This is a genomic window from Anaeromyxobacter oryzae (assembly GCF_023169945.1).
Lineage (GTDB): Bacteria > Myxococcota > Myxococcia > Myxococcales > Anaeromyxobacteraceae > Anaeromyxobacter > Anaeromyxobacter oryzae.
This window is the reverse complement of sequence record NZ_AP025591.1, coordinates 652,563-671,379: the sequence shown is the minus strand read 5'-3', so window position 1 is coordinate 671,379 and position 18,817 is coordinate 652,563. Positions and strand designations below refer to the sequence as shown.

General features: G+C 71.9%; 18 protein-coding genes, 1 tRNA gene and 1 pseudogene. 19 read left to right on the top strand and 1 reads right to left on the bottom strand.

Features of this window, described 5'->3' with window-relative positions; all coding sequences use genetic code 11:
* Positions 1-47 precede the first annotated feature (47 nt).
* From guaB to AMOR_RS02760, 15 genes are all read left to right on the top strand, one after another.
* The gene (gene guaB, locus AMOR_RS02830) at positions 48-1,511 is read left to right on the top strand and encodes an IMP dehydrogenase (RefSeq protein WP_248358228.1); all 1,464 of its coding nucleotides are present in this window, start codon (positions 48-50) and stop codon (positions 1,509-1,511) included.
* Positions 1,512-1,641: 130 nt separating this feature from the next.
* Positions 1,642-3,198: a glutamine-hydrolyzing GMP synthase gene (gene guaA / locus AMOR_RS02825; RefSeq protein WP_248358225.1), complete on the top strand. Its 1,557-nt coding sequence runs from the start codon at positions 1,642-1,644 to the stop codon at positions 3,196-3,198.
* Between the two features lie 110 nt (positions 3,199-3,308).
* Complete coding sequence (locus tag AMOR_RS02820; protein ID WP_248358223.1) at positions 3,309-5,237, top strand: hypothetical protein; 1,929 nt, start codon at positions 3,309-3,311, stop codon at positions 5,235-5,237.
* Between the two features lie 22 nt (positions 5,238-5,259).
* Positions 5,260-6,471: a hypothetical protein gene (locus tag AMOR_RS02815; RefSeq protein WP_248358221.1), complete on the top strand. Its 1,212-nt coding sequence runs from the start codon at positions 5,260-5,262 to the stop codon at positions 6,469-6,471.
* 64 nt (positions 6,472-6,535) lie between these two features.
* Positions 6,536-7,315 (top strand): tetratricopeptide repeat protein, encoded by a 780-nt coding sequence (locus tag AMOR_RS02810; RefSeq protein WP_248358219.1) that lies wholly within the window; start codon positions 6,536-6,538, stop codon positions 7,313-7,315.
* Positions 7,316-7,328: 13 nt separating this feature from the next.
* Positions 7,329-9,152, top strand: a complete 1,824-nt coding sequence (locus AMOR_RS02805) for an AMP-dependent synthetase/ligase (RefSeq protein ID WP_248358217.1) — start codon at positions 7,329-7,331, stop codon at positions 9,150-9,152.
* Positions 9,153-9,248: 96 nt separating this feature from the next.
* The gene (locus AMOR_RS02800) at positions 9,249-9,629 is read left to right on the top strand and encodes a response regulator (RefSeq protein ID WP_248358215.1); all 381 of its coding nucleotides are present in this window, start codon (positions 9,249-9,251) and stop codon (positions 9,627-9,629) included.
* Positions 9,630-9,733: 104 nt separating this feature from the next.
* Positions 9,734-10,072 (top strand): SCP2 sterol-binding domain-containing protein, encoded by a 339-nt coding sequence (locus AMOR_RS02795; protein ID WP_248358213.1) that lies wholly within the window; start codon positions 9,734-9,736, stop codon positions 10,070-10,072.
* Positions 10,073-10,089: 17 nt separating this feature from the next.
* A complete protein-coding gene (locus AMOR_RS02790) occupies positions 10,090-11,265 on the top strand; it encodes a CaiB/BaiF CoA transferase family protein (RefSeq protein ID WP_248358211.1) in 1,176 nt (391 codons plus the stop codon).
* Between the two features lie 142 nt (positions 11,266-11,407).
* Entirely contained in the window at positions 11,408-11,668 is a 261-nt protein-coding gene (locus AMOR_RS02785) for a hypothetical protein (protein ID WP_248358209.1), read from the top strand.
* 86 nt (positions 11,669-11,754) lie between these two features.
* Positions 11,755-13,116 carry a hypothetical protein gene (locus AMOR_RS02780; RefSeq protein ID WP_248358206.1) on the top strand — a complete coding sequence of 454 codons (1,362 nt, stop codon included), beginning with the start codon at positions 11,755-11,757 and terminating at the stop codon, positions 13,114-13,116.
* A gap of 16 nt (positions 13,117-13,132) precedes the next feature.
* A complete protein-coding gene (locus AMOR_RS02775; protein ID WP_248358204.1) occupies positions 13,133-14,068 on the top strand; it encodes a metal ABC transporter substrate-binding protein in 936 nt (311 codons plus the stop codon).
* Complete coding sequence (locus AMOR_RS02770) at positions 14,065-14,832, top strand: metal ABC transporter ATP-binding protein (protein ID WP_248358202.1); 768 nt, start codon at positions 14,065-14,067, stop codon at positions 14,830-14,832. The genes AMOR_RS02775 and AMOR_RS02770 overlap by 4 nt, the downstream gene beginning before the upstream one ends.
* Positions 14,829-15,689 (top strand): metal ABC transporter permease, encoded by an 861-nt coding sequence (locus tag AMOR_RS02765; protein WP_248358200.1) that lies wholly within the window; start codon positions 14,829-14,831, stop codon positions 15,687-15,689. Before AMOR_RS02770 ends, AMOR_RS02765 begins: the two co-directional genes overlap by 4 nt.
* Positions 15,690-15,905: 216 nt before the next feature.
* A tRNA-Met gene (locus AMOR_RS02760) sits at positions 15,906-15,982 on the top strand.
* On the opposite strand, the gene AMOR_RS02755 is transcribed toward AMOR_RS02760, so the two are convergent.
* Positions 15,961-16,602: a hypothetical protein gene (locus AMOR_RS02755; protein WP_404800933.1), complete on the bottom strand. Its 642-nt coding sequence runs from the start codon at positions 16,600-16,602 to the stop codon at positions 15,961-15,963. The two genes, AMOR_RS02760 and AMOR_RS02755, sit on opposite strands and share 22 nt — an antisense overlap.
* A gap of 358 nt (positions 16,603-16,960) precedes the next feature.
* Here AMOR_RS02755 and AMOR_RS29775 point away from each other — a divergent pair.
* From AMOR_RS29775 to AMOR_RS02740, 4 genes and pseudogenes are all read left to right on the top strand, one after another.
* Positions 16,961-17,341: pseudogene (locus AMOR_RS29775) on the top strand (recombinase family protein); the annotation flags it as partial.
* A 94-nt stretch (positions 17,342-17,435) separates the two neighbouring features.
* Positions 17,436-17,543, top strand: a complete 108-nt coding sequence (locus AMOR_RS29770) for a helix-turn-helix domain-containing protein (protein ID WP_404800932.1) — start codon at positions 17,436-17,438, stop codon at positions 17,541-17,543.
* A gap of 120 nt (positions 17,544-17,663) precedes the next feature.
* Entirely contained in the window at positions 17,664-17,993 is a 330-nt protein-coding gene (locus AMOR_RS02745; protein ID WP_248358194.1) for a hypothetical protein, read from the top strand.
* Between the two features lie 212 nt (positions 17,994-18,205).
* A complete protein-coding gene (locus AMOR_RS02740; RefSeq protein ID WP_248358192.1) occupies positions 18,206-18,580 on the top strand; it encodes a hypothetical protein in 375 nt (124 codons plus the stop codon).
* Positions 18,581-18,817: the final 237 nt, after the last annotated feature.

Genomic DNA, 18,817 nt, shown 5'->3' with positions numbered 1-18,817 from the left:
CGCGCGGCCGCCTTGACGGTTCGGATCGCGGTCGTTTATACGTCCGCATGCTCAACCGCGACGACCTCCGACTGGCGCTGACGTTCGACGACGTCCTGCTGCTCCCGGCCGAGTCGGACGTGCTCCCGAAGTCGGTCGAGACGTCGACGCGCTTCACCCGGAACATCCAGCTCAACATCCCGATCGTCTCCTCGGCGATGGACACCGTCACCGAGGCCAGGATGGCGATCGCGATGGCCGCCGTGGGCGGCCTCGGCTTCATCCACAAGAACCTCTCCGTCGAGGACCAGGCCGCCGAGGTCGTGAAGGTGAAGAAGTACGAGTCGGCCGTGGTGACCGACCCGATCACGATCGAGCCGGAGGCACCGCTCCACCGCGCCGTCGCCCTGATGCGCGAGAACGGGATCAGCGGCATCCCGGTGGTGCAGCGCGGGCGCCTGGTCGGGATCCTCACGAACCGGGACCTCCGCTTCGAGAAGAACCTCGAGCAGCGGGTCGAGCAGGTGATGACGAAGGACCTCGTGACCGCCCGCGAGGGCGTCACGATCGAGGAGGCGAAGGACCTCCTCCACCGCCACCGGATCGAGAAGCTCCTCGTGGTGAACGACGCCTTCGAGCTCCGCGGCCTCATCACCATCAAGGACATCGAGAAGATCCAGAAGCACCCGAACGCCGCGAAGGACCGCCACGGCCGCCTCCTCGCGGGCGCCGCCGTCGGCGTCGGCCCCGACCGCGAGGCGCGGATCCAGGCGCTGCTCAAGGCGGGCGCGGACGTCATCGCGATCGACACGGCGCACGGCCACTCCCGCGGCGTCATCGACGCGGTGCGCTCGACGAAGGCGATGTTCAAGGCCGTCGAGCTGGTCGCCGGGAACGTGGCGACCGCCGAGGCCGCCGAGGCCCTCTGCAAGGCGGGCGTCGACGCCGTGAAGGTCGGCATCGGGCCCGGCTCGATCTGCACGACGCGCGTCGTCGCCGGCGTCGGCGTCCCGCAGATCACCGCGGTGGACGACTGCGCGCGCGCCGCGGAGAAGTACGGCGTGCCGATCATCTCCGACGGTGGCGTCAAGTACTCGGGCGACATGGTGAAGGCGCTCGCCGCCGGCGCGTCGTCGGTGATGATCGGGTCGCTGCTCGCCGGCACGGAGGAGGCCCCGGGCGAGGTCATCCTGTACCAGGGCCGCAGCTACAAGTCGTACCGCGGGATGGGCTCCATCGGCGCGATGAAGCAGGGGTCGAAGGACCGCTACTTCCAGGCCGAGGTGTCCGACGCCGACAAGCTCGTGCCCGAGGGCATCGAGGGCCGCGTGCCGTACAAGGGCACCGTCGAGATGAACCTGTTCCAGCTCGTGGGCGGCCTGCGCAGCGGCATGGGCTACCTCGGCTGCAAGACGATCTCGGAGCTGCGGACGAAGCCCCGGTTCGTCCGGATCTCGTCGTCCGGCCTCCGCGAGAGCCACGTGCACGACGTGATCATCACGCAGGAGGCGCCGAACTACCGCGTCGACTGACGGCGAACCGTTCGTGGTGAGCCTGTCGAGCCACGAACGCGCGCGGTAGGTCGCCCTTCGACAGGCTCAGGGCGAACGGAATCGCCATTCGCGGCCGCCCATCGGCCGGACGCACCACCCCGGGACTCGCGTGGACATTCACTCGGAAAAGATCCTCATCCTCGACTTCGGGTCGCAGTACACGCAGCTCATCGCGCGGCGGCTGCGCGAGCTGGGCGTCTACTGCGAGATCCACCCCTGCACCCTGCCCGCGGAGAAGGTCCGCGCATTCGCGCCGAAGGGCATCGTCCTCTCCGGCGGCCCGGCCTCGGTCCTCGCGGAGGGGAGCCCGCGGGCGGACCGGATCGTGTTCGAGCTCGGCGTGCCGGTGCTCGGCATCTGCTACGGCCTGCAGCTCATGGCCCACGAGCTCGGGGGCAAGGTCGCGAAGGCGGCCCACCGCGAGTACGGACCCGCGACGATCGACGTGAAGGCGTCCTCGCCGCTGTTCCAGGGGCTGCCCGCCAAGCTCGACGTGTGGATGAGCCACGGCGACCGCGCCGAGGCGATGCCGCCCGGGTTCGAGCCCATCGCCGCCACGCCGAGCGCACCGTTCGCGGCCGTCGAGGACCGGCGCCGCCACTTCTACGCGCTCCAGTTCCACCCCGAGGTCGTCCACACGCCGCGCGGCAAGGACGTGCTCTGGAACTTCGCGCACGGGGTGTGCGGCTGCTCCGGCACGTGGTCGATGCGTGCCTACGCCGAGATCGCCGTCGAGCAGATCCGCGCCCAGGTGAAGGACGGCCACGTCATCTGCGCGCTCTCCGGCGGCGTCGACTCCGCCGTCGCGGCGCTGCTCGTCCACCGGGCGATCGGCGACCGGCTGCACTGCATCTTCGTGGACAACGGCGTGCTCCGCGCCGGCGAGCGCGAGCAGGTGCAGGACGTCTTCGGCCGGATGTTCCACCTGCCGCTCGTGACCGTCGACGCCTCGAGGCGGTTCCTCACGAAGCTCGCGGGCGTCACCGACCCCGAGGCGAAGCGGAAGATCATCGGCCGCGAGTTCATCGCGGTCTTCGAGGAGGAGGTCGACCGCCTCGCCGCGCACGGCGAGCGCGCCCAGTTCCTCGTCCAGGGCACGCTCTACCCCGACGTCATCGAGTCGGTCTCGTTCAAGGGGCCGTCGGCGACGATCAAGAGCCACCACAACGTGGGCGGCCTCCCCGAGGTGATGAAGCTCGGGCTCGTCGAGCCGCTCCGCGAGCTCTTCAAGGACGAGGTGCGCCGCCTCGGGCTCGAGCTCGGGCTGCCCGCGCCGATCGTCCAGCGGCAGCCGTTCCCCGGCCCCGGGCTGGCGATCCGCGTCCTCGGCGAGGTCACCGAGGAGCGGCTCGCGGTGCTCCGGAAGGCCGACGTCATCGTGCAGGAGGAGATCCGGAACGCCGGCCTCTACGAGAAGCTCTGGCAGGGCTTCGCGGTCCTCCTGCCGGTGCGGAGCGTCGGCGTGATGGGCGACGAGCGCACGTACGAGGCCACCTGCGCCATCCGCGCCATCGAGTCGACGGACGGCATGACCGGCGACTGGGCGCGGCTCCCGCACGAGCTGCTCGCGCGGATGTCCACGCGGATCATCAACGAGGTCCGGGGTATCAACCGCGTCGTGTACGACATCTCGTCGAAGCCGCCGGCGACGATCGAGTGGGAGTAGGTAGGCGCGCCTGCGCGGTTTCACGCTGCGCAAGCGAGCAAAATCGCCGGTGCGTCGTTTGCCCGGGGGACGTTCGGGGCTATCATCCCGCCGGATCGGAGGTCCCCTCGATGCGACCGTCTCGGGTCCGCACCTTGATGCTCCTCGCGCTCTCCGCCCTCGCGGCCGGGTGCCAGGACTACAACTTCAACCCGGTTGGCCACTGCCTCATCCAGCCGGGCCAGCAGCGCATCACGCTGTCGAACCTCTCGACGGCCGACGTGCTGTTCGTCGTGGATGACTCGGGATCGATGGGCGGCGAGCAGCAGAAGCTCGCCGACAACTTCGCCGCGTTCATCTCGAACCTGAACCAGACGAACGTGGATCGCCGCGCGGCCGGGCTCGAGCCGATCGACTTCCACCTCGCGGTCACGACGACGTCGATCTTCATCAGCAACCCGACGTCCGCGACGTGCCGGAACGACTGCCCGGGAGTCACCGGCACGAACGTGTGCTGCGAGAACACGGGCTCGACGCCGGTCCGGCCCCTCAAGCAGGCGAAGTCGTGCAACGCCGCGAGCGACTGCGCGAGCGGCTACTGCGGCACGGACTGCGTGGGGCTCCTCGGCGAGAAGGTCTGCTGCGATCCGGCGACGAAGCTCGTGGGGACGACGGACCAGGCGAACGTCGCGTGCAGCGCGCCCGGCGCGGCGTGCGGCAGCCTCCAGAAGCACTACCGCGTGGACAGCTCGTGCGCGGCGGGCCTCGCCACGAACGGCCAGCTCTACCCGCACGGCGCCTTCGTCGGCGCGAGCAACAACCCCCGTGTCCTCCACTTCGACAAGGAGGTCTACCCCGAGCTCGACGCCACGACCGGTCAGCCGAAACGGGATCCCGCGCTCCCCGCGTGCAGCGACGGGTCGAAGACGTGCAACCGCCAGGGCTACACCGCCGCCCAGCTCGAGGGCTGGTTCAAGGCGAACGTGGTCGCCGGCACCTGCGGCTCCGGCGAGGAGCAGGGGCTCCAGGCCGGACGGCTCGCGGTCCAGAAGGCGCTCGCGGGCCAGCAGCTCGACCTCAGGCCCGATGGCTCCGCGCTCCCGGCGGACTGGCCGCACGCGAACTCGAAGCTCGTGCTCGTCTTCCTCGGCGACGAGGACGACTGCTCGTCGCCCGAGGACGCGGTGGGCGGCATCATCCTCTCCGGCTCGCCGGGGGCCGACACCTGCGTCGCCGACGCTTCGATGGACGACGGCGTGGGCAAGCACTTCGCCGTGACCCAGGTGGTGGACTACTTCGCCGGGCTGAACCGGCCGCTCGGCGCGGCGTTCATCGTCTCCGCCAACAGCGAGACCTGTCAGGACCAGTCGTGCGTGGCGGGCGTGTGCTGTGACTTTCAGTGCACCGGCACCACGGCCGTGTGCACGTCGGACGTGTGCGGCGGTCAGGCCGCGGGCAACCGGTTCCTGGGCGCCGCCAACAACCTCCGGCAGAAGGGCGCCGACGTGGTGGTCGGCTCGATGTGCAACCCGAACTTCGGCACGATCCTGACGCGCATCGCGGACATCGTGAAGCCGCCGTCGGGCCTGGTGCTCCCGAGCGATCCTGCCGGCACGGAGATCACGATCCTCCGGATCGCCGACGCCACCGGGAAGACGCGGAAGACCTGCAAGGGCCCCGCGCCGTCGACGCTCTCCGCCGCCGACGCGGCGGCGCAGGGCTGGGACTGGTGGTTCACCGCCACCCGCGACCAGCTCGCCGACCCGAACCCGTCCACCGTGAGCCGGTTCGTCTACATCAACCACGCGACGCAGAACTGCGAGGCGAACCCCGGCGAGACGTACTCCGCCGACTACCTCGGGCGCCTGCCGGCGGGCGGGTGCCAGAGCCGGGCCGCGTGCTACCGGGACCTCGGCGGCGTGCGGCCGACAGTCGTGACCGCCACGAACCCGGAGCTCTGGACCTGCTACGCCGGCGAGACGCCGGCCGGCTTCGTCCAGCCGACCCCGGACGCGCCCGGGACGTGCCTCTGCGGCGACCTCGGGACCGGGTCGTACTGAGATGGCGGGGAGGGGGAACATCGTGAGGAAGACCATCGGGATCGCGCCGGTGCTCGTCGCGGCGCTCGCCGCGTGCGACAGCGTCCCGGCGAACGCGGTGACGCGCTGCGACTCCGCCGTGAAGATGGGCGCGGCGCGGACGGACATCCTCTTCGTCATCGACGACTCGGGGTCGATGTCGCAGGAGCAGCAGGCGCTGAAGGACAGCCTGTACGCGTTCATCGCCGGGCTCGCGGGGACCGGGATCCAGAACGACTTCCAGATCGGCGTCACGACGACGTCGGTGACCGACTTCGACGAGCAGCAGGCCGAGTACCCCGCGTCGGGCCCGTTCGCCAGCCTGAGCTACCGGGTGCCGTACCCGGCCGGCCGCCTCGTCGCGGTGGATCCCGCAGCGCTGACGGACCCGGCGCTCGCCGGCAAGCTCCTGTTCGGCCCGCCGCCCGCGGAGTTCGTCGGCCCGCGCATCCTCCCCGCCACCTCGCCGACGCTCCAGGACGACTTCAAGGCGAACGTGCTCGTGGGCATCCTCGGGTCCGGGAAGGAGCAGCCGTTCCGCGCCGCTCGCCGCGCGCTCGAGGCGACCGGCCCCGGCGCGCCGAACGAGGGGTTCCTCCGTGCCGGCGCGCGGCTCGCCATCGTCTTCCTCTCCGACGAGGACGACTGCTCGGAGTCGGCGCCGCCGTACGACGCGACGACGAACGATCTCTGCCACGCGGCCGCCACCAAGGCGAACCTCCTCGACCCGGTGAGCGACCTCGTCTCGTTCCTCGACGGTCCCATCGCCGGAGAGGCCCGCCAGCCGATCGTGGCGGTCATCGCGGGCTACGACCGGAGCACGCTCGCGCCGACCGGCTGCGCCACCTCCTTCGACCTGCCGACCCGGTACACGGAGCTCCTCGACGCCCTCGGCCCGGGCCGCACCATCCGCGCGAGCATCTGCGAGCCGATGTTCGACGCCGCGCTCTCGTCGATCGCGAACCTGCTCGTCCCGCAGACGGTCCCGCTGGAGGGGGCCCCGCCGGACTGGCACATGCTGGTGGCGACCGTCACGAAGGCCGGCGGCGAGGTGGTGTCGTGCCCGGTCGCCGCGGCGGGCACGCCCGAGGCGGCCGCCGCGGGCGCCGTCTACACGCCGCCCCTCGAGGGTGGGACGGCCACGGTCACGTTCCAGGGCGCGTGCACGCTCCACCGGGCGGACCAGGCCGACCTGCGGCTGGTCTGCGCCGGATAGCAACGCACAGTGAACCTCCAGACGGTTGCTGCGCAGACCTCCCGTGCCCAGCATGGGAACGCCGATGCCCAGTCGCCTGCTGCTCGTGCTGTGCGCGCTCGCCGCAGCCCCGACCCTGGCCCAGCAGCCGTCGGGCACCACGCCGGCCGATGACGCGGCGCGCCAAGACGCCGGCGCCGGCGCGCTCCTGAAGGAAGCGGACGCCGCGTACGAGCGCCGCGACCAGCCGGGGGCGATCGAAGAGATCCGGACGAAGCTCGAGGCCGCCGAGCAGCGCGCGCCCGGCGACTACGAGGTGCTCTGGCGCCTCGCGCGCCTCTACTTCTGGCTTTCGGACGACCCCGCGCTTCCGAACGACGCGAAGAGCAAGCTCGGCAAGAAAGGCTGGGAATACGGCGACAAGGCGATCGCCGCGAACCCGAACCGCGTCGAGGGCTATCACTTCGCCGCCGCGGGGATGGGGAACTACTCGCTCGGGATCGGCATCTTCAGCGCGCTGCGGCAGGGCATCGAGGGGAAGTTCAAGGACCGGCTCTCGAAGGCGGAGCGGATCGATCCCAACTTCCAGAACGGCAGCATCCAGACGGCGTGGGGACGCTTCTGGTTCAAGCTGCCCTGGCCGAAGTACGACGCGCGGAAGAGCGAGCAGGCGCTCCTCGCGGCCCTGAAGAAGAACCCGGACAACGTCCGGGCCCGCGTCTACCTCGCCGACCTCTACGAGAAGGAGGGCGAGAAGAAGGCGGCGCGGGCCCAGCTCGAGAGAGCAGCGTCGGGCGAGCCGGGCCGGTACGATGCGCCCGAGGAGCGTCGCTGGCAGAAGGTGGCGCGGGACGAGCTGAAGTGAGGAGGGACCTGCGATGATCGCCGAGGCGGAGCTGAGGAAGGGCGCGCCGGTGGCGCAGAACCTCGTCGCGCTGTTCGAGGAGCAGGCGCGCCTGCGTGGCGCGCGCGCGGCGGTGAAGCACAAGCGCGGCGGGGGCTGGGAGGACGTCTCCTGGACGGAGATGGCGAGGCGGGCGCGGGACGTCGCGGACGGGCTCGCGGCGATGGGCGTCCGCCCCGGCGACCGGATCGCGATCATCGGCGAGACGAACCTCGAGTGGATCCTCGCCGACCTCGGCATCCTCGGCGCCGGCGCCATCACCGTGACGATCTACCAGTCGAACCGCCCGGCGGAGTGCCAGTACATCCTGGCGGACTCGGGCGCGCGGTTCATCTTCTGCGACTCGGAGGTCCAGGTCGCGAAGATCCGCGAGGTGCGGGCGCAGCTTCCCGCGCTCGAGGGCGTCATCCGGGCGCAGGGTCCGGCGCAGGGCGAGTTCGAGCACACCCTCGCCGACGTGGAGCGCGCCGGCGCCGAGTGGCGGAACGCGCACCCGCGGGCGCACGAGGAGCGGCTCGCGAAGATCGGTCGCGACGATCCGGCGAGCTTCATCTACACGTCGGGGACGACCGGCAACCCGAAGGGCGTCATCCTCACCCACGGCAACTGGGTCTACGAGGCGTACGCGATCGAGGAGATCAAGATCATCAACGAGCAGGACGTCGTCCTCATGTTCCTGCCGATGGCCCACTCGTTCGCGAAGGTCATCGAGGCGGTGTGGTTCGCGACCGGCGCGACGGCCGCGTTCGTCGAGTCGCTCGACAAGATCATGGACAACGCCGCCGAGGTCCGGCCGACGGTGATGCCGGCGGTGCCACGCATCTTCGAGAAGGCGTACAACACCGTGGTCACGAAGGGCCTCGCGACGCCGGGCCTCAAGGGCAAGCTCTTCCACCTCTCGATGGAGAGCTTCGAGCAGTACGCGACGGCGAAGGAGCAGGGGAAGGAGTACGCGTCGTTCGGGATGCTGATCGGGAAGAAGCTCGTGTTCCCGAAGCTGTCCCACGCCCTCGCGGAGCGGTTCGGAGGGCGGATGCGCCTCTTCGTCTCCGGCGGCGCGCCCCTCTCGCCGAAGATCGCCTGGTTCTTCCAGGTGCTCGGCTTCACGATCCTCGAGGGCTACGGGCTCACCGAGACGTCCGCCGGGACCTTCGTGAACCGGCCGGGTCAGAACCGGATCGGCACGGTGGGCCCGCCGGTCCCCGGCACGCAGGTCCGCATCGCCGAGGACGGCGAGATCCTCGTGAAGGGCGGCTGCGTGATGAAGGGCTACTACGGGAACGAGGCCGCGACCGCGGAGGTGCTGAAGGACGGGTGGCTCTACACCGGCGACATCGGCTTCGTCGACGAGGCCGGCCACCTCAAGATCACCGACCGGAAGAAGGACATCATCGTCACGGCCGGCGGGAAGAACGTCGCGCCGCAGAACCTCGAGAACGAGCTCAAGACCGATCCGCTCGTCTCGCAGGTGGTGGTCCACGGCGACAAGCGGAAGTTCCTCTCGGCGCTCATCACCTTGAACGAGGAGAACGCCCGGAGGTGGGCGGCCGACAACCGGCTCCCCGCCGGCGAGGGTCTCCACCAGGACCCGCGGATGCGCGCGCGGATCCAGCAGGCGGTGGACGCGCTCAACGCGAAGCAGGCGAGCTATGCCACGATCAAGAAATTCGCCATCCTGCCCCGCGATTTCACGCAGGACACGGGTGAGCTCACCCCCACGCTCAAGGTGAAGCGGAAGGTCGTCACGCAGCGCTACCGCGAGGTGCTCGACGCGTTCTACGCCGAGCAGGGTGAATAGCCCCCTTGAGGCGCTCGCGCGTCCCCGGGGGCGGTGGTTAAGTGAGCGTGTGGCGGTTGTCCCGGTCGTGACCGGCCGCATCGGGGAAGGGGTCGCATGGACCAGAGCGGGCTGCGCGTCCTCCTCGTCGAGGACGACGACGACAACCGGGAGCTGATGGCCGAGGTGCTCTCGGCCTCCGGGTGCGAGGTGTTCTCGGCGGCGAGCGGTCAGGACGGTCTCAAGACGCTGTCCGAGCACTCGGTCGACGTCGTCGTCACCGACGTCGGCATGCCGGGCATGGGCGGGCTCGAGATGGCCAAGGCCGCCAAGGCGATCGCGCCGACGGTGCCGGTCGTGATCGTCACGGGGTGGGCGGAGCGCGAGGACATCACGCGCGCCCGCGGGAAGGACGTCGACGCGGTCCTCATCAAGCCCGTCGATCCCGACGCCCTCACCGCCGCGGTGAACGACGTCGTGCAGGGCCGCCGCGTTTGATGGTGAGCGATCGCCGCCTCGGCTCCCTCGCTTGACAGGCCCGGGAGCGGCCAATAGGTTCCACCCGATTCCGGAATCGATCCGTTCGCCCGACGGGAGCGCCGATGGCCGAGCAAGTGACGAGCGTGCAGGACGTCTTCGATCGCCACATCCCCTCGAAGTTCCAGGCGAAGCCGGACGTGCTCGGGAAGATCAACGCCATCTACCAGTTCAACATCAGCGGCCCGGGGGGCGGGAGCTGGTCGGTGGACTGCACCGCGCCCGGCGGGAAGATCTCGGCCGGCTCGACCACGAACGCGAAGTGCACCGTCGCCGCGACCGACACCGACTTCCTCAACATCGTGAACGGGAAGCTCAACCCGCAGATGGCCTTCATGTCCGGTAAGCTCAAGATCCAGGGCGACATGGGGCTCGCGATGAAGCTGCAGCAGATCCTGATCTGAGCGCAGGCGGGCGCCCCGTGCCGCTCCCGCTCGAGGGGATCCGCGTCCTCGATCTCTCGCGCCTGCTGCCCGGCCCGTACGCGACGCTCGTCCTCGCCGATCTCGGCGCCGACGTCGTGAAGGTGGAGGACCCCGGCGGCGGGGACTGGATCCGCTGGATGCCGCCGCTCGCGGGCGCGCAGTCCGGGGCGTACCACGCGCTGAACCGCAACAAGCGCTCCCTGGCCCTCGACCTCGCGCGCCCCGACGGCCGTGCCGCCTTCCTGCGGCTGGCCGGGCGCGCGGACGCGATCGTCGAGTCCTTCCGGCCCGGCGTGCTCGACCGGCTCGGCCTCGGGTACGAGGCGCTCCGGGCCGTGAACCCCGGGCTCGTCCTCTGCTCGATCACCGGCTACGGGCAGGACGGTCCGTACGCGACGCGCGCGGGGCACGACCTCGACTACTGCGCGGTCGCCGGCGTGCTCGCTCTCTGCGGGCCGCCCGAGGCGCCGGCGCCCCCGGGCGTGCAGCTCGCGGACGTCGCGGGCGGCGCGTGGCCGGCGGTGACGGGCATGCTCGCTGCGCTCGTGGGACGCGCCGCGACGGGGCGGGGCGCCCACGTCGACGTCTCGATGACGGAGGGCGCGCTCGCGCTGCTCGCGATGCCGCTCGGGATCGCCGCCGCGCGCGGCACGCCGCTCGCGCGTGGCCGCGAGCTGCTGTCCGGCGGCGCCGCGTGCTACGGCGTGTACGAGACGCGCGACCGCCGCTTCGTCGCGCTCGGCGCGCTCGAACCCAAGTTCTTCGCCGCGTTCTGCGAGGCGGCCGGACGGCCCGAGCTCGCGGAGCGCCAGCTCGAGGGCGGCGGCGCGGGGCCGCGCGCGGAGCTCGAGGCGATCTTCGCCTCGCGGACGCGGGACGAGTGGGCGGCGTTCGCGGCGGCGCACGACGTCTGCCTCGCCCCCGTGCTCGAGGGCGACGAGCCCCGCGCCGATCCGCAGCTCGCCGCGCGCGGCGCGTTCGTCGAGGTGGACACGCCGTGGGAGGGTCGGGCCATCCCGGGCGTGGCCTCGCCCGTGCGGATCCGGGGCGTCGCCGCACCGCGCCGGCCCGCGCCGCGCCTCGGAGAGCACGGGGCCGAGGTGCTCGCGGAGGCCGGGTTCGGGGCGGAGGAGATCGCCGCGCTCCGCGCAGGGGGCGTTCTCGGTGGGTGAGTGGCGGTCCCGGAGCGGTGCGCGGACCCGATCCGTTCGCCCTGAGCGTGGCGCCGAGGCGCTGCGCCGGCCCGGAGTGGGAGGGCGCGCCGGGGTCGTTCGGGTTGACACGACCCGGCGTTCGCCACAATGCTTGCGGTCGATGCGCGCCCTCGTCGCCGCCGGCCTCGCCGTGTTCCTGGTCGTCACGGCCGCGGCGCCGCACGTCCACACGGGGCCCCACGGTGCGGACGACTGCGCCGTCTGCGTCGTCCGTCACGCGGACGCCGCGCGCACCGCGACGCCAGACGTCGCGCCGGTCGTGGTCGTCGTCGCCGCACCCGAGCGCGCGCCGGTGCTCCCGCACCTCGGCGGCGCCCCGCTGGGCGCGGTCCCGGGACAGTCACCTCCGATCGCCGCGTAGACGGGTAGTGTCCGGGTGGCGCGCGTGCGCGCCGCCTGCGCTTCGTCTCCGGGTGGCGCGCCGCGTGCGCGTCGAGGTGAAGAGCCATGCGTACCGTGCTCGCGGCGAGCGTGCTCGCCGCGCTGTCGGCATCCTGGCCGGCTCGCGGCCAGGATCCTGGCGCCGGTGGTTCGGCGCCGCCGCAGCAGCAGCCGCAGTCGACATCGCAGTCGGCGTCGCAGTCCCAGTCGTCACCGCAGTCGCAGTCCACTCCGCAGTCGCCATCGCAGCCCCCAGCGCAGCCCCAGTCCGACGAGGAGAAGCGAAAGCTCGAGGAGCAGATCGCGAAGGAGCTCGGCGCGACGCCTCCCGCGCAGCCCGCCGCCCCCGCCGCCACGCCCGGCGCGGCGCCCGACCAGGGCGGCACCGCACCCGCCGGGCAGGGGCCGCAGGGCGGCAGCCCGTACGCGCGCCTCCTGCTGATGCCGGACCTCAGCGCGATCGGCTCGTTCGGCGCCGCGCTCGACGGCTACGACGTCGCGACGCGGTCGCCGCGCCCCGAGGCATTCGGCCCGAAGGGCACGCCGCACTTCTACTTCCAGGAACTGGAGCTGGGGCTGCAGGCCGTCGTCGATCCCTACGTCCGCGCCGACGCGTTCCTCTCCTTCAACCCGGACGGCGTGGACGTCGAGGAGGCGTATGCCACGACGCTGTCGCTGCCGGCAGGCCTCCAGGTCCGCGCGGGGAAGTTCTTCAGCCCGTTCGGGCGCCAGAACCAGCAGCACCCGCACGTGCTCGAGTTCGTGGACATGCCGCTCGTGCGGAGCCGCCTCCTCGCCGAGGACGTGCTGTCCGGCCCCGGCGTCGACGTCGCGTGGCTGGCGCCGCTGCCGTGGTACGCGGAGCTCCACCTCGCGGCGCAGGACACGGCGCCGTACGGCGAGAAGGAAGGTGGCCTCACGGGCGCGGCGCGCCTGCTGCAGTACTTCCCGTTCGGCGACGCGGCCACGCTCGGCGTCGGGGTGTCCGCCGCGCGGCGCGGGGAGGGGACCGGGGGCGCGTTCCGCGACCTCGGCGGCGCCGACGCGTACCTCCGCGTCCGGCCGCTGCAAAGCCGGTCGTACCTCGCGCTGCAGGGCGAGGTGTACGCGCGCAAGTACCGCGACGTCCCCGGCCAGGACTCCGCGACGCGGACCGGCTGGTGGGCGCAGGCGTTCTGGAGGCAGGACGCATGGTGGGGCTGGGGCGTGCGCTACGAGCAGGCCCCGGCGGGCGTGCCGGACACGCCCGGCGCGACCGCTGCCGGCATCGAGCAGCGCGTGTCGGCGGTGGGCGCGTGGCTCCCGTCGGAGTTCCAGCGCATCCGGCTTCAGCTCGCCTGGGACCGGCCGCCGGGCGGCGGCGGCGGGCCCGAGGTGCTGCTCCACTTCGAGTTCGGCATCGGCGCGCACGGCGCGCACCCCTTCTAGAGAGGACCCCTCGGACATGAACCCGGCAACGAAGCTCCCCTCGCTCCTCCGCCTCGCCGCCGTCGGCGGCGCGGCCCTCCTCGCGGCGCTGCCGCTCCGCGCCGCGGCGGCCGTGAAGGTCGTCACCACGACCGAGGGCCTCGCGGCGCTCGCGAAGGACGTCGGCGGCAAGCGCGCCGACGTCGAGAGCCTGTCGCGCGGCGTGCAGGACCCGCACTTCGTGGACGCGAACCCCATGCTCGCGGTGAAGCTCCGGAACGCAGACCTCCTCGTGGACGTCGGCCTCGAGCTCGAGATCGGCTGGCTCCCGCCGCTCGTGAACCAGTCGCGGAACGCCGACATCCAGCCCGGCGGCAAGCGCCGGCTCACCGCGGCGAGCGCCGTGACGGTCCTCGACGTCCCGACCGGCCCGGTGGATCGCAGCCGCGGCGACCTCCACCCCGCGGGCAACCCGCACTTCCTCACCGATCCGCGGCGTGCGCTCCAGGTCGCGGCGGCGATCGCCGACAGGCTCGCGGCGCTCGACCCCGGCGGCGCCGCCGATTACCGGCAGAACCTGTCCGCGCTCCGGAGCCGGCTCGAGCCCGCGATGGCACGATGGCAGGCGCAGCTCGCGCCGGCGAAGGGGAGGAAGATCTTCACCCAGCACCGCACGTTCACGTACTTCCTCGACTGGAGCGGGATCGTCTCCGCGGGCGAGATCGAGCCGCGCCCCGGCGTGCCCGCGCCCCCGAGCTATCTCGCCGAGCTGGTCGGCCGGGCGCAGCGCGAGGGCGTGAAGGCGATCGTCGTCGAGGACTACTACGACACGAAGTCGGCCGAGGTCGTCGCCCGTCACGCCGGGGCCACGCTCGCCCGGATCCCCGGCGACGTCGGCGCGGAGCCGGGCACGCCGACGTACGAGAAGTACATGGACATGCTCGTGTCGCGCGTCGCGGGAGCGCTGCGATGAGCGCGCTCGTGGCGCTGGAGCGGGCGACGGTCGGGTACCGCGGGCGCGCGCTGCTTAACGGCGTCGACCTGGTGGTCGATCCCGGGGCGTTCCTCGCGATGGTGGGCCCGAACGGCGGCGGGAAGACCACGGTGCTCCGGTCGCTGCTCGGCGCGCTGCCGCTGCTCGGCGGCCGGCTCGTACGGCCGCGCCCGGTGCGGGTCGGGTACGTGCCGCAGCGGGACCACGTGGACGCGGTCTGGCCCTTCACGGCGGGCGAGGTCGCGCTGATGGGCCGCGTCCCGGGGCTCGGACCGTGGCGGCGGCCGGGTGCGGAGGACCGCGAGGCGGTGCGGCGGGCGATGGCGACGGTCGGCATCGAGCACCTCGTCGACATGCCCTACGGCGAGATGTCCGGCGGCCAGCGGCAGCGCACGCTCATCGCGCGGGCGCTCGCCGCCGAGCCGGAGCTGCTCGTGCTCGACGAGCCGACGAACGGGATGGATCCCGCGGCCGAGCTCGCGACGATGGACCTCCTGCGCGCGCTCCACCGCGCGGGCGGGCTCGCCATCGTCATGGTCTCGCACCGGCTCGAGGCGGTGGCGAACTACGCACAGGCGCTCGCCTTCGTGGACAAGGACCAGACCCTGTTCCGGGTCGGCTCGCTCGAGGAGATGCTCCGGCCGGAGGCGCTCGGCGCGCTCTACGGCCGGCCCGTCGCGGTCCGCGAGTTCGAGGGGCGGCGGATCCTCTACCCCGTGAACGGGGCTGGAGGTGCCGCGTGAACGAGCTCGCGCAGCCGGGCAAGCTCGCCGAGTTCCTCTCGGCTCGGGAGATCTGGGAGATCCCGCTCGCGGCCTCCGTCGTCGCGGGGGCGCTGCTCGGGTTCCTCGGCGTCTACGTGGTGCTGAGGCGCACCGTGTTCGTGTCCGCGGCGCTCACGCAGCTCTCGACGCTCGGGCTCGTGGCGACCCTGCTCGTCGAGGAGCGGGTGCACATCGAGACGGAGCACGCGTCGGAGCAGCTCGCCGTCGCGATCCTATTCTCGGTCGCGGGCGCGCTGGTCCTCGGCGCGCTCCGGCCGCGGCGGCTGCCGGCCGAGGCGAGCGTCGGCGGCGCGTGGGTGGCGGCGTCGGCCGCGGTGGTGCTCGGCGTGAGCCAGCTCGTGCATGCCGCCCACGACCTCGGCGGGATGGTCTTCGGGAACGCGGTCGCGGTGCCCGCCGGAGACCTGATGGTGATCGCGGTGGTCGCGCTCGTCTGCACCGCGGTCCACGCCCTGTTCGCGAAGGAGCTCGCGTTCGTGTCGTTCGACCCGGAGACCGCGCTCTCGCTCGGGATGCCGGTGGCGCGCTGGGACGCGCTCCTGTTCCTCACGATCGGGCTCGCGATCCCGGTGACGGCGCGGGCGCTCGGCGCGCTGCCGGTGTTCGCGTTCCTGACGCTCCCCGCGGCGGCGGCGCTCCTCGCCCGCGTGGGCTTCCGCCCGGCGTTCGCCCTGGCCGGCGGGATCGGCGTGATCTCCGCCGCGGTCGGCTACGTGCTGTCGTGGTTGTGGGAGATCCCGACCGGCGCGACGATGGTCGTGATCGCGGCGCTGTTCCTGGTGCCAGGGGCGCTGATGCGTCGGGGGCGGGGGTGACAGGCGGGCAGGGCGACGCCAGGGATCCTCCGTTCGCCCTGAGCGTAGGGCGCGCGGAGCGCGCCCGGAGTCGAAGGGGCGGGCGAGGTCCAGCGGCTCCACGCGGGCCAGCGTACGAGCGGATTCCGGCCCCCTTCGCTGGCTTCGAGAAAAGTCTTGACCGGCGGGGGGGCCACCTGTAGAACCCCGCCTCGCTTCGACGCTTTTCCCACCTGACGCGGGGTGGAGCAGCCAGGTAGCTCGTCGGGCTCATAACCCGAAGGTCGCAGGTTCAAATCCTGCCCCCGCAACCAGTCTGGTAGTCACCCGCCCCGCTGCCCTCCAAGGCAGCGGGGTTGGTCTTTTTCAGGGTCAGGCGCACCGCGTAGCCATCCGGCGAGGGCTCCATGAGGATCCCCTCCACGACCGCCTGGAGCAGCGCCTTGCCCTTCTGCGGCTTCGCCAGGACGGCGCTGGCGAGGTTCTCGATGACCGCGAGGACCGCTGCGCGGGAGTACGACGGGGGCGGCGTCGCGGCCTTGGCGGCGGGAGCCGCCAGGGCGAGAGCCGTGCGGGCGTCCAGCAGCTTCGCCTCCTCGGACTTCAGCTTCGCGGCGAGGGGCTCGGAGTAGCCGATCCGGGCGAGCGCCTCGGTGACCTTCTCGACGCGGGCCTCCGCGGACCGGACCTCCCGCTCCAGCCGCGCCACCTCGTCGTCCCGGCGCGCTGCTCGCGCGCGGGCCCGCTGGTTGGCCTCGTACGCGTCCGCGAGCCACCTCTCGTATTCGGGGGACGAAAAGTAGGACCGGAGCGCGGCCACGACGGCGTCCGTCAGGCGCGCCTCACCGATGGTCAGCCCATTCGCGCAGACCGACGCGCCCTTGTGGTGGCGCGCGGAGCAGCCGTACTGCGCGTAGGTCCGCCCACCCTTCATTTTCCGCGACACGATGGACAGGGGGGAGCCGCACGCCCCGCACCGGAGCAGGCCTGAGAGGACGTGGTCGAGGTAGCCGCTACGCCCTGGGCGCCCAGGGCGTAGCGGCGACCTTCGCCGCTTGGTCCTTCAGCCAACTCGCCCCCATGCGGATCCGCTGTGGCACGCGAGCCGAGGCGATGGCGAGGCGCATCGCCCGTTCCCCGGCGTCCGCCGCCAAGGTCAGAGGCTCCTGCCATCCGGGCAGATGCCAGGTGCGCGCGTCGATGTTGCGGCCGACGACAGCGACGCCAACCGTGTCCATGGAGGCCGAGGTCGAGCGCGACAGCCGCCGCATCGCGCCGCGTAGACCGGAGGCATGGACAACATCCCGACCCGCCGAGCCGCCCTCTACGTCCGCGTCTCCACCGACCGCCAGACCGCCGAGAACCAGATCGCCGAGGTCCGCCAGCTGGTTGCAGCCCGCGGCTACGAGCCGGTGATCTACGAGGAGGTGGAGAGCGCCGCGAAGGCCCGCCCCGTGCTCGACCGGATGCTCGGGGATGTTCGCGCTGGCCGCGTCCATCGCGGTCTGGGCACTGGACCGTCTCCACCGTTCGATGACGGGCGCGATCAACACCGTCCTCGAGCTGGATGCTTGGGAGCCCCCGTGCTGTCCGTCCGCGAGGGCTGGCTGGACACCTCCGGGCCCGTGCGCCCGCTGCTCGTCGCCATCTTTGGTTGGGTCGCGGAGCAGGAGCGGACGAGGCTGATCGAGCGCACGAAGGCGGGGCTGGAGCGGGCGAGGCGGGAGGGGAAAGCGGCTGGGGCGGCCGAGGGCGTCCGCGCTCAAGGTGGCCGCAGCCGTCGAGCGTGTCCGCGCCGGGGCGTCCATCCGCGAAGCCGCAGAGGCCGTTGGGGTGAACAGGGAGACCGTGCGGCGCGCCGTCCTCGCCGGGTGACAGCAAAGGGCCACCGGAGCGACCCCGTGGAAGCTCAGGCCAGCGGGCGGCCGCGGCGCGGACAGCGAAGGGGTCGTTTTTGGGCCGAGGTCGTCACCTGGGCAGAGGTAAGATCGCGCGATGGCCGCGCCTGGCGATGCCTCCGACGCCGCTCGGTTCCGTTCTTCGCTGCCTCTCGCGTCCGTCGCCGCCGCTGCCCTCACGGGCATCTGGACGTATCTGGTCCTGCTCCAGACTCCACCTCCGACGTGGTTCTTCTACGCTGGGGCTCACGGTCTCGACGCACTCGGCTGGCTGTTCTTGGCGTTCATCTGGTCAGGACTCTTGTGGGCATCCATGCGGCGCCCGCATCGCCGCTGGGCGGTCATGGCATCGGCGTCTATCGCGCTCACTCTCATCCTTGCGGTCTTGATCGTGAATGCGTGGGCGGGGTTCGTCGGTATTCCCTGATGCCCCCCGGGGCTTTCGCGGCGCTGTGACTCCCAGCCGGTGCACCTGCGAGCCCGTCGCTGGGCTGGAACCGCGCGCCGCGCGGCACGTAGGAAGAACGCTTCCTGACCACACCCTGGCGCTCCGCGCTGGGCATGAACATTCGCTCGCCCCGTGAGGCCATCCTTTCTAGCCGTGGCAGATGCCCAGCCAACTGGACGACGACGGTGGGTATGATGGCGCGCTGCGACGAGCGCTTTGAGAGCCGCGCCGAAATGCGCCCAGACACCGACCTCCGACCGATCTGGCTTCGCACCACGCACCAGTACTGGAAGGCGGTGCTGGCCTCGATCCTGTACCCAGCTCCCGTCGTCACGTTCGCCGCATCGTTCCTCGATCCGGAGCCGGAACGCGCCGCATCTTGGATGATCGCGACGGGCGCGGTGTGGCTCCTCGGGGGGCTCGTCGGGGCCTCCGTGAAGTGCCGCGTCTGCGACGAGTGGGTGTTCTTCTGGGCGTGGAGGCCGCCACAAACGCCTGCTGTGCTTTTTCGCATCGAGCGTTGCCCCAACTGCGGAGCGCGTTCGAACGACGAACGCCTCTGGTAGGCGCGCCGCGGTTCATCCGGTGCACCCCCCCCGGGGTTTCGCGGGCGATGTGACTCCTAGACGGTGGACCTGCGAGCCCGTCGCCGGGGGAATGCTCAGCGGCGACCGCGATCCTGGTACCTTGTCCTGCGATGCCTCCGCGCATACGACCCCTTCGCAATGGAGACGCCATCGGCAAGCCGGGGCATCGCAGCTCTTTTCGCCCCGCTGTGTGGGCCACGTGCGCCCTGCTGTTGG

Bases quoted from the DNA above. Each gene is read 5' to 3' on its own strand.
- guaB (WP_248358228.1), top strand. From the start codon at position 48: ATGCTCAACCGCGACGACCTCCGACTGGCGCTGACGTTCGACGACGTC.
- AMOR_RS02820 (WP_248358223.1), top strand. From the start codon at position 3,309: ATGCGACCGTCTCGGGTCCGCACCTTGATGCTCCTCGCGCTCTCCGCC.
- AMOR_RS02810 (WP_248358219.1), top strand. From the start codon at position 6,536: ATGCCCAGTCGCCTGCTGCTCGTGCTGTGCGCGCTCGCCGCAGCCCCG.
- AMOR_RS02805 (WP_248358217.1), top strand. From the start codon at position 7,329: ATGATCGCCGAGGCGGAGCTGAGGAAGGGCGCGCCGGTGGCGCAGAAC.
- AMOR_RS02800 (WP_248358215.1), top strand. From the start codon at position 9,249: ATGGACCAGAGCGGGCTGCGCGTCCTCCTCGTCGAGGACGACGACGAC.
- AMOR_RS02795 (WP_248358213.1), top strand. From the start codon at position 9,734: ATGGCCGAGCAAGTGACGAGCGTGCAGGACGTCTTCGATCGCCACATC.
- AMOR_RS02785 (WP_248358209.1), top strand. From the start codon at position 11,408: ATGCGCGCCCTCGTCGCCGCCGGCCTCGCCGTGTTCCTGGTCGTCACG.
- AMOR_RS02780 (WP_248358206.1), top strand. From the start codon at position 11,755: ATGCGTACCGTGCTCGCGGCGAGCGTGCTCGCCGCGCTGTCGGCATCC.
- AMOR_RS02775 (WP_248358204.1), top strand. From the start codon at position 13,133: ATGAACCCGGCAACGAAGCTCCCCTCGCTCCTCCGCCTCGCCGCCGTC.
- AMOR_RS02770 (WP_248358202.1), top strand. From the start codon at position 14,065: ATGAGCGCGCTCGTGGCGCTGGAGCGGGCGACGGTCGGGTACCGCGGG.
- AMOR_RS02755 (WP_404800933.1), bottom strand. From the start codon at position 16,602: ATGAAGGGTGGGCGGACCTACGCGCAGTACGGCTGCTCCGCGCGCCAC.
- AMOR_RS02745 (WP_248358194.1), top strand. From the start codon at position 17,664: ATGGCCGCGCCTGGCGATGCCTCCGACGCCGCTCGGTTCCGTTCTTCG.
- AMOR_RS02740 (WP_248358192.1), top strand. From the start codon at position 18,206: ATGATGGCGCGCTGCGACGAGCGCTTTGAGAGCCGCGCCGAAATGCGC.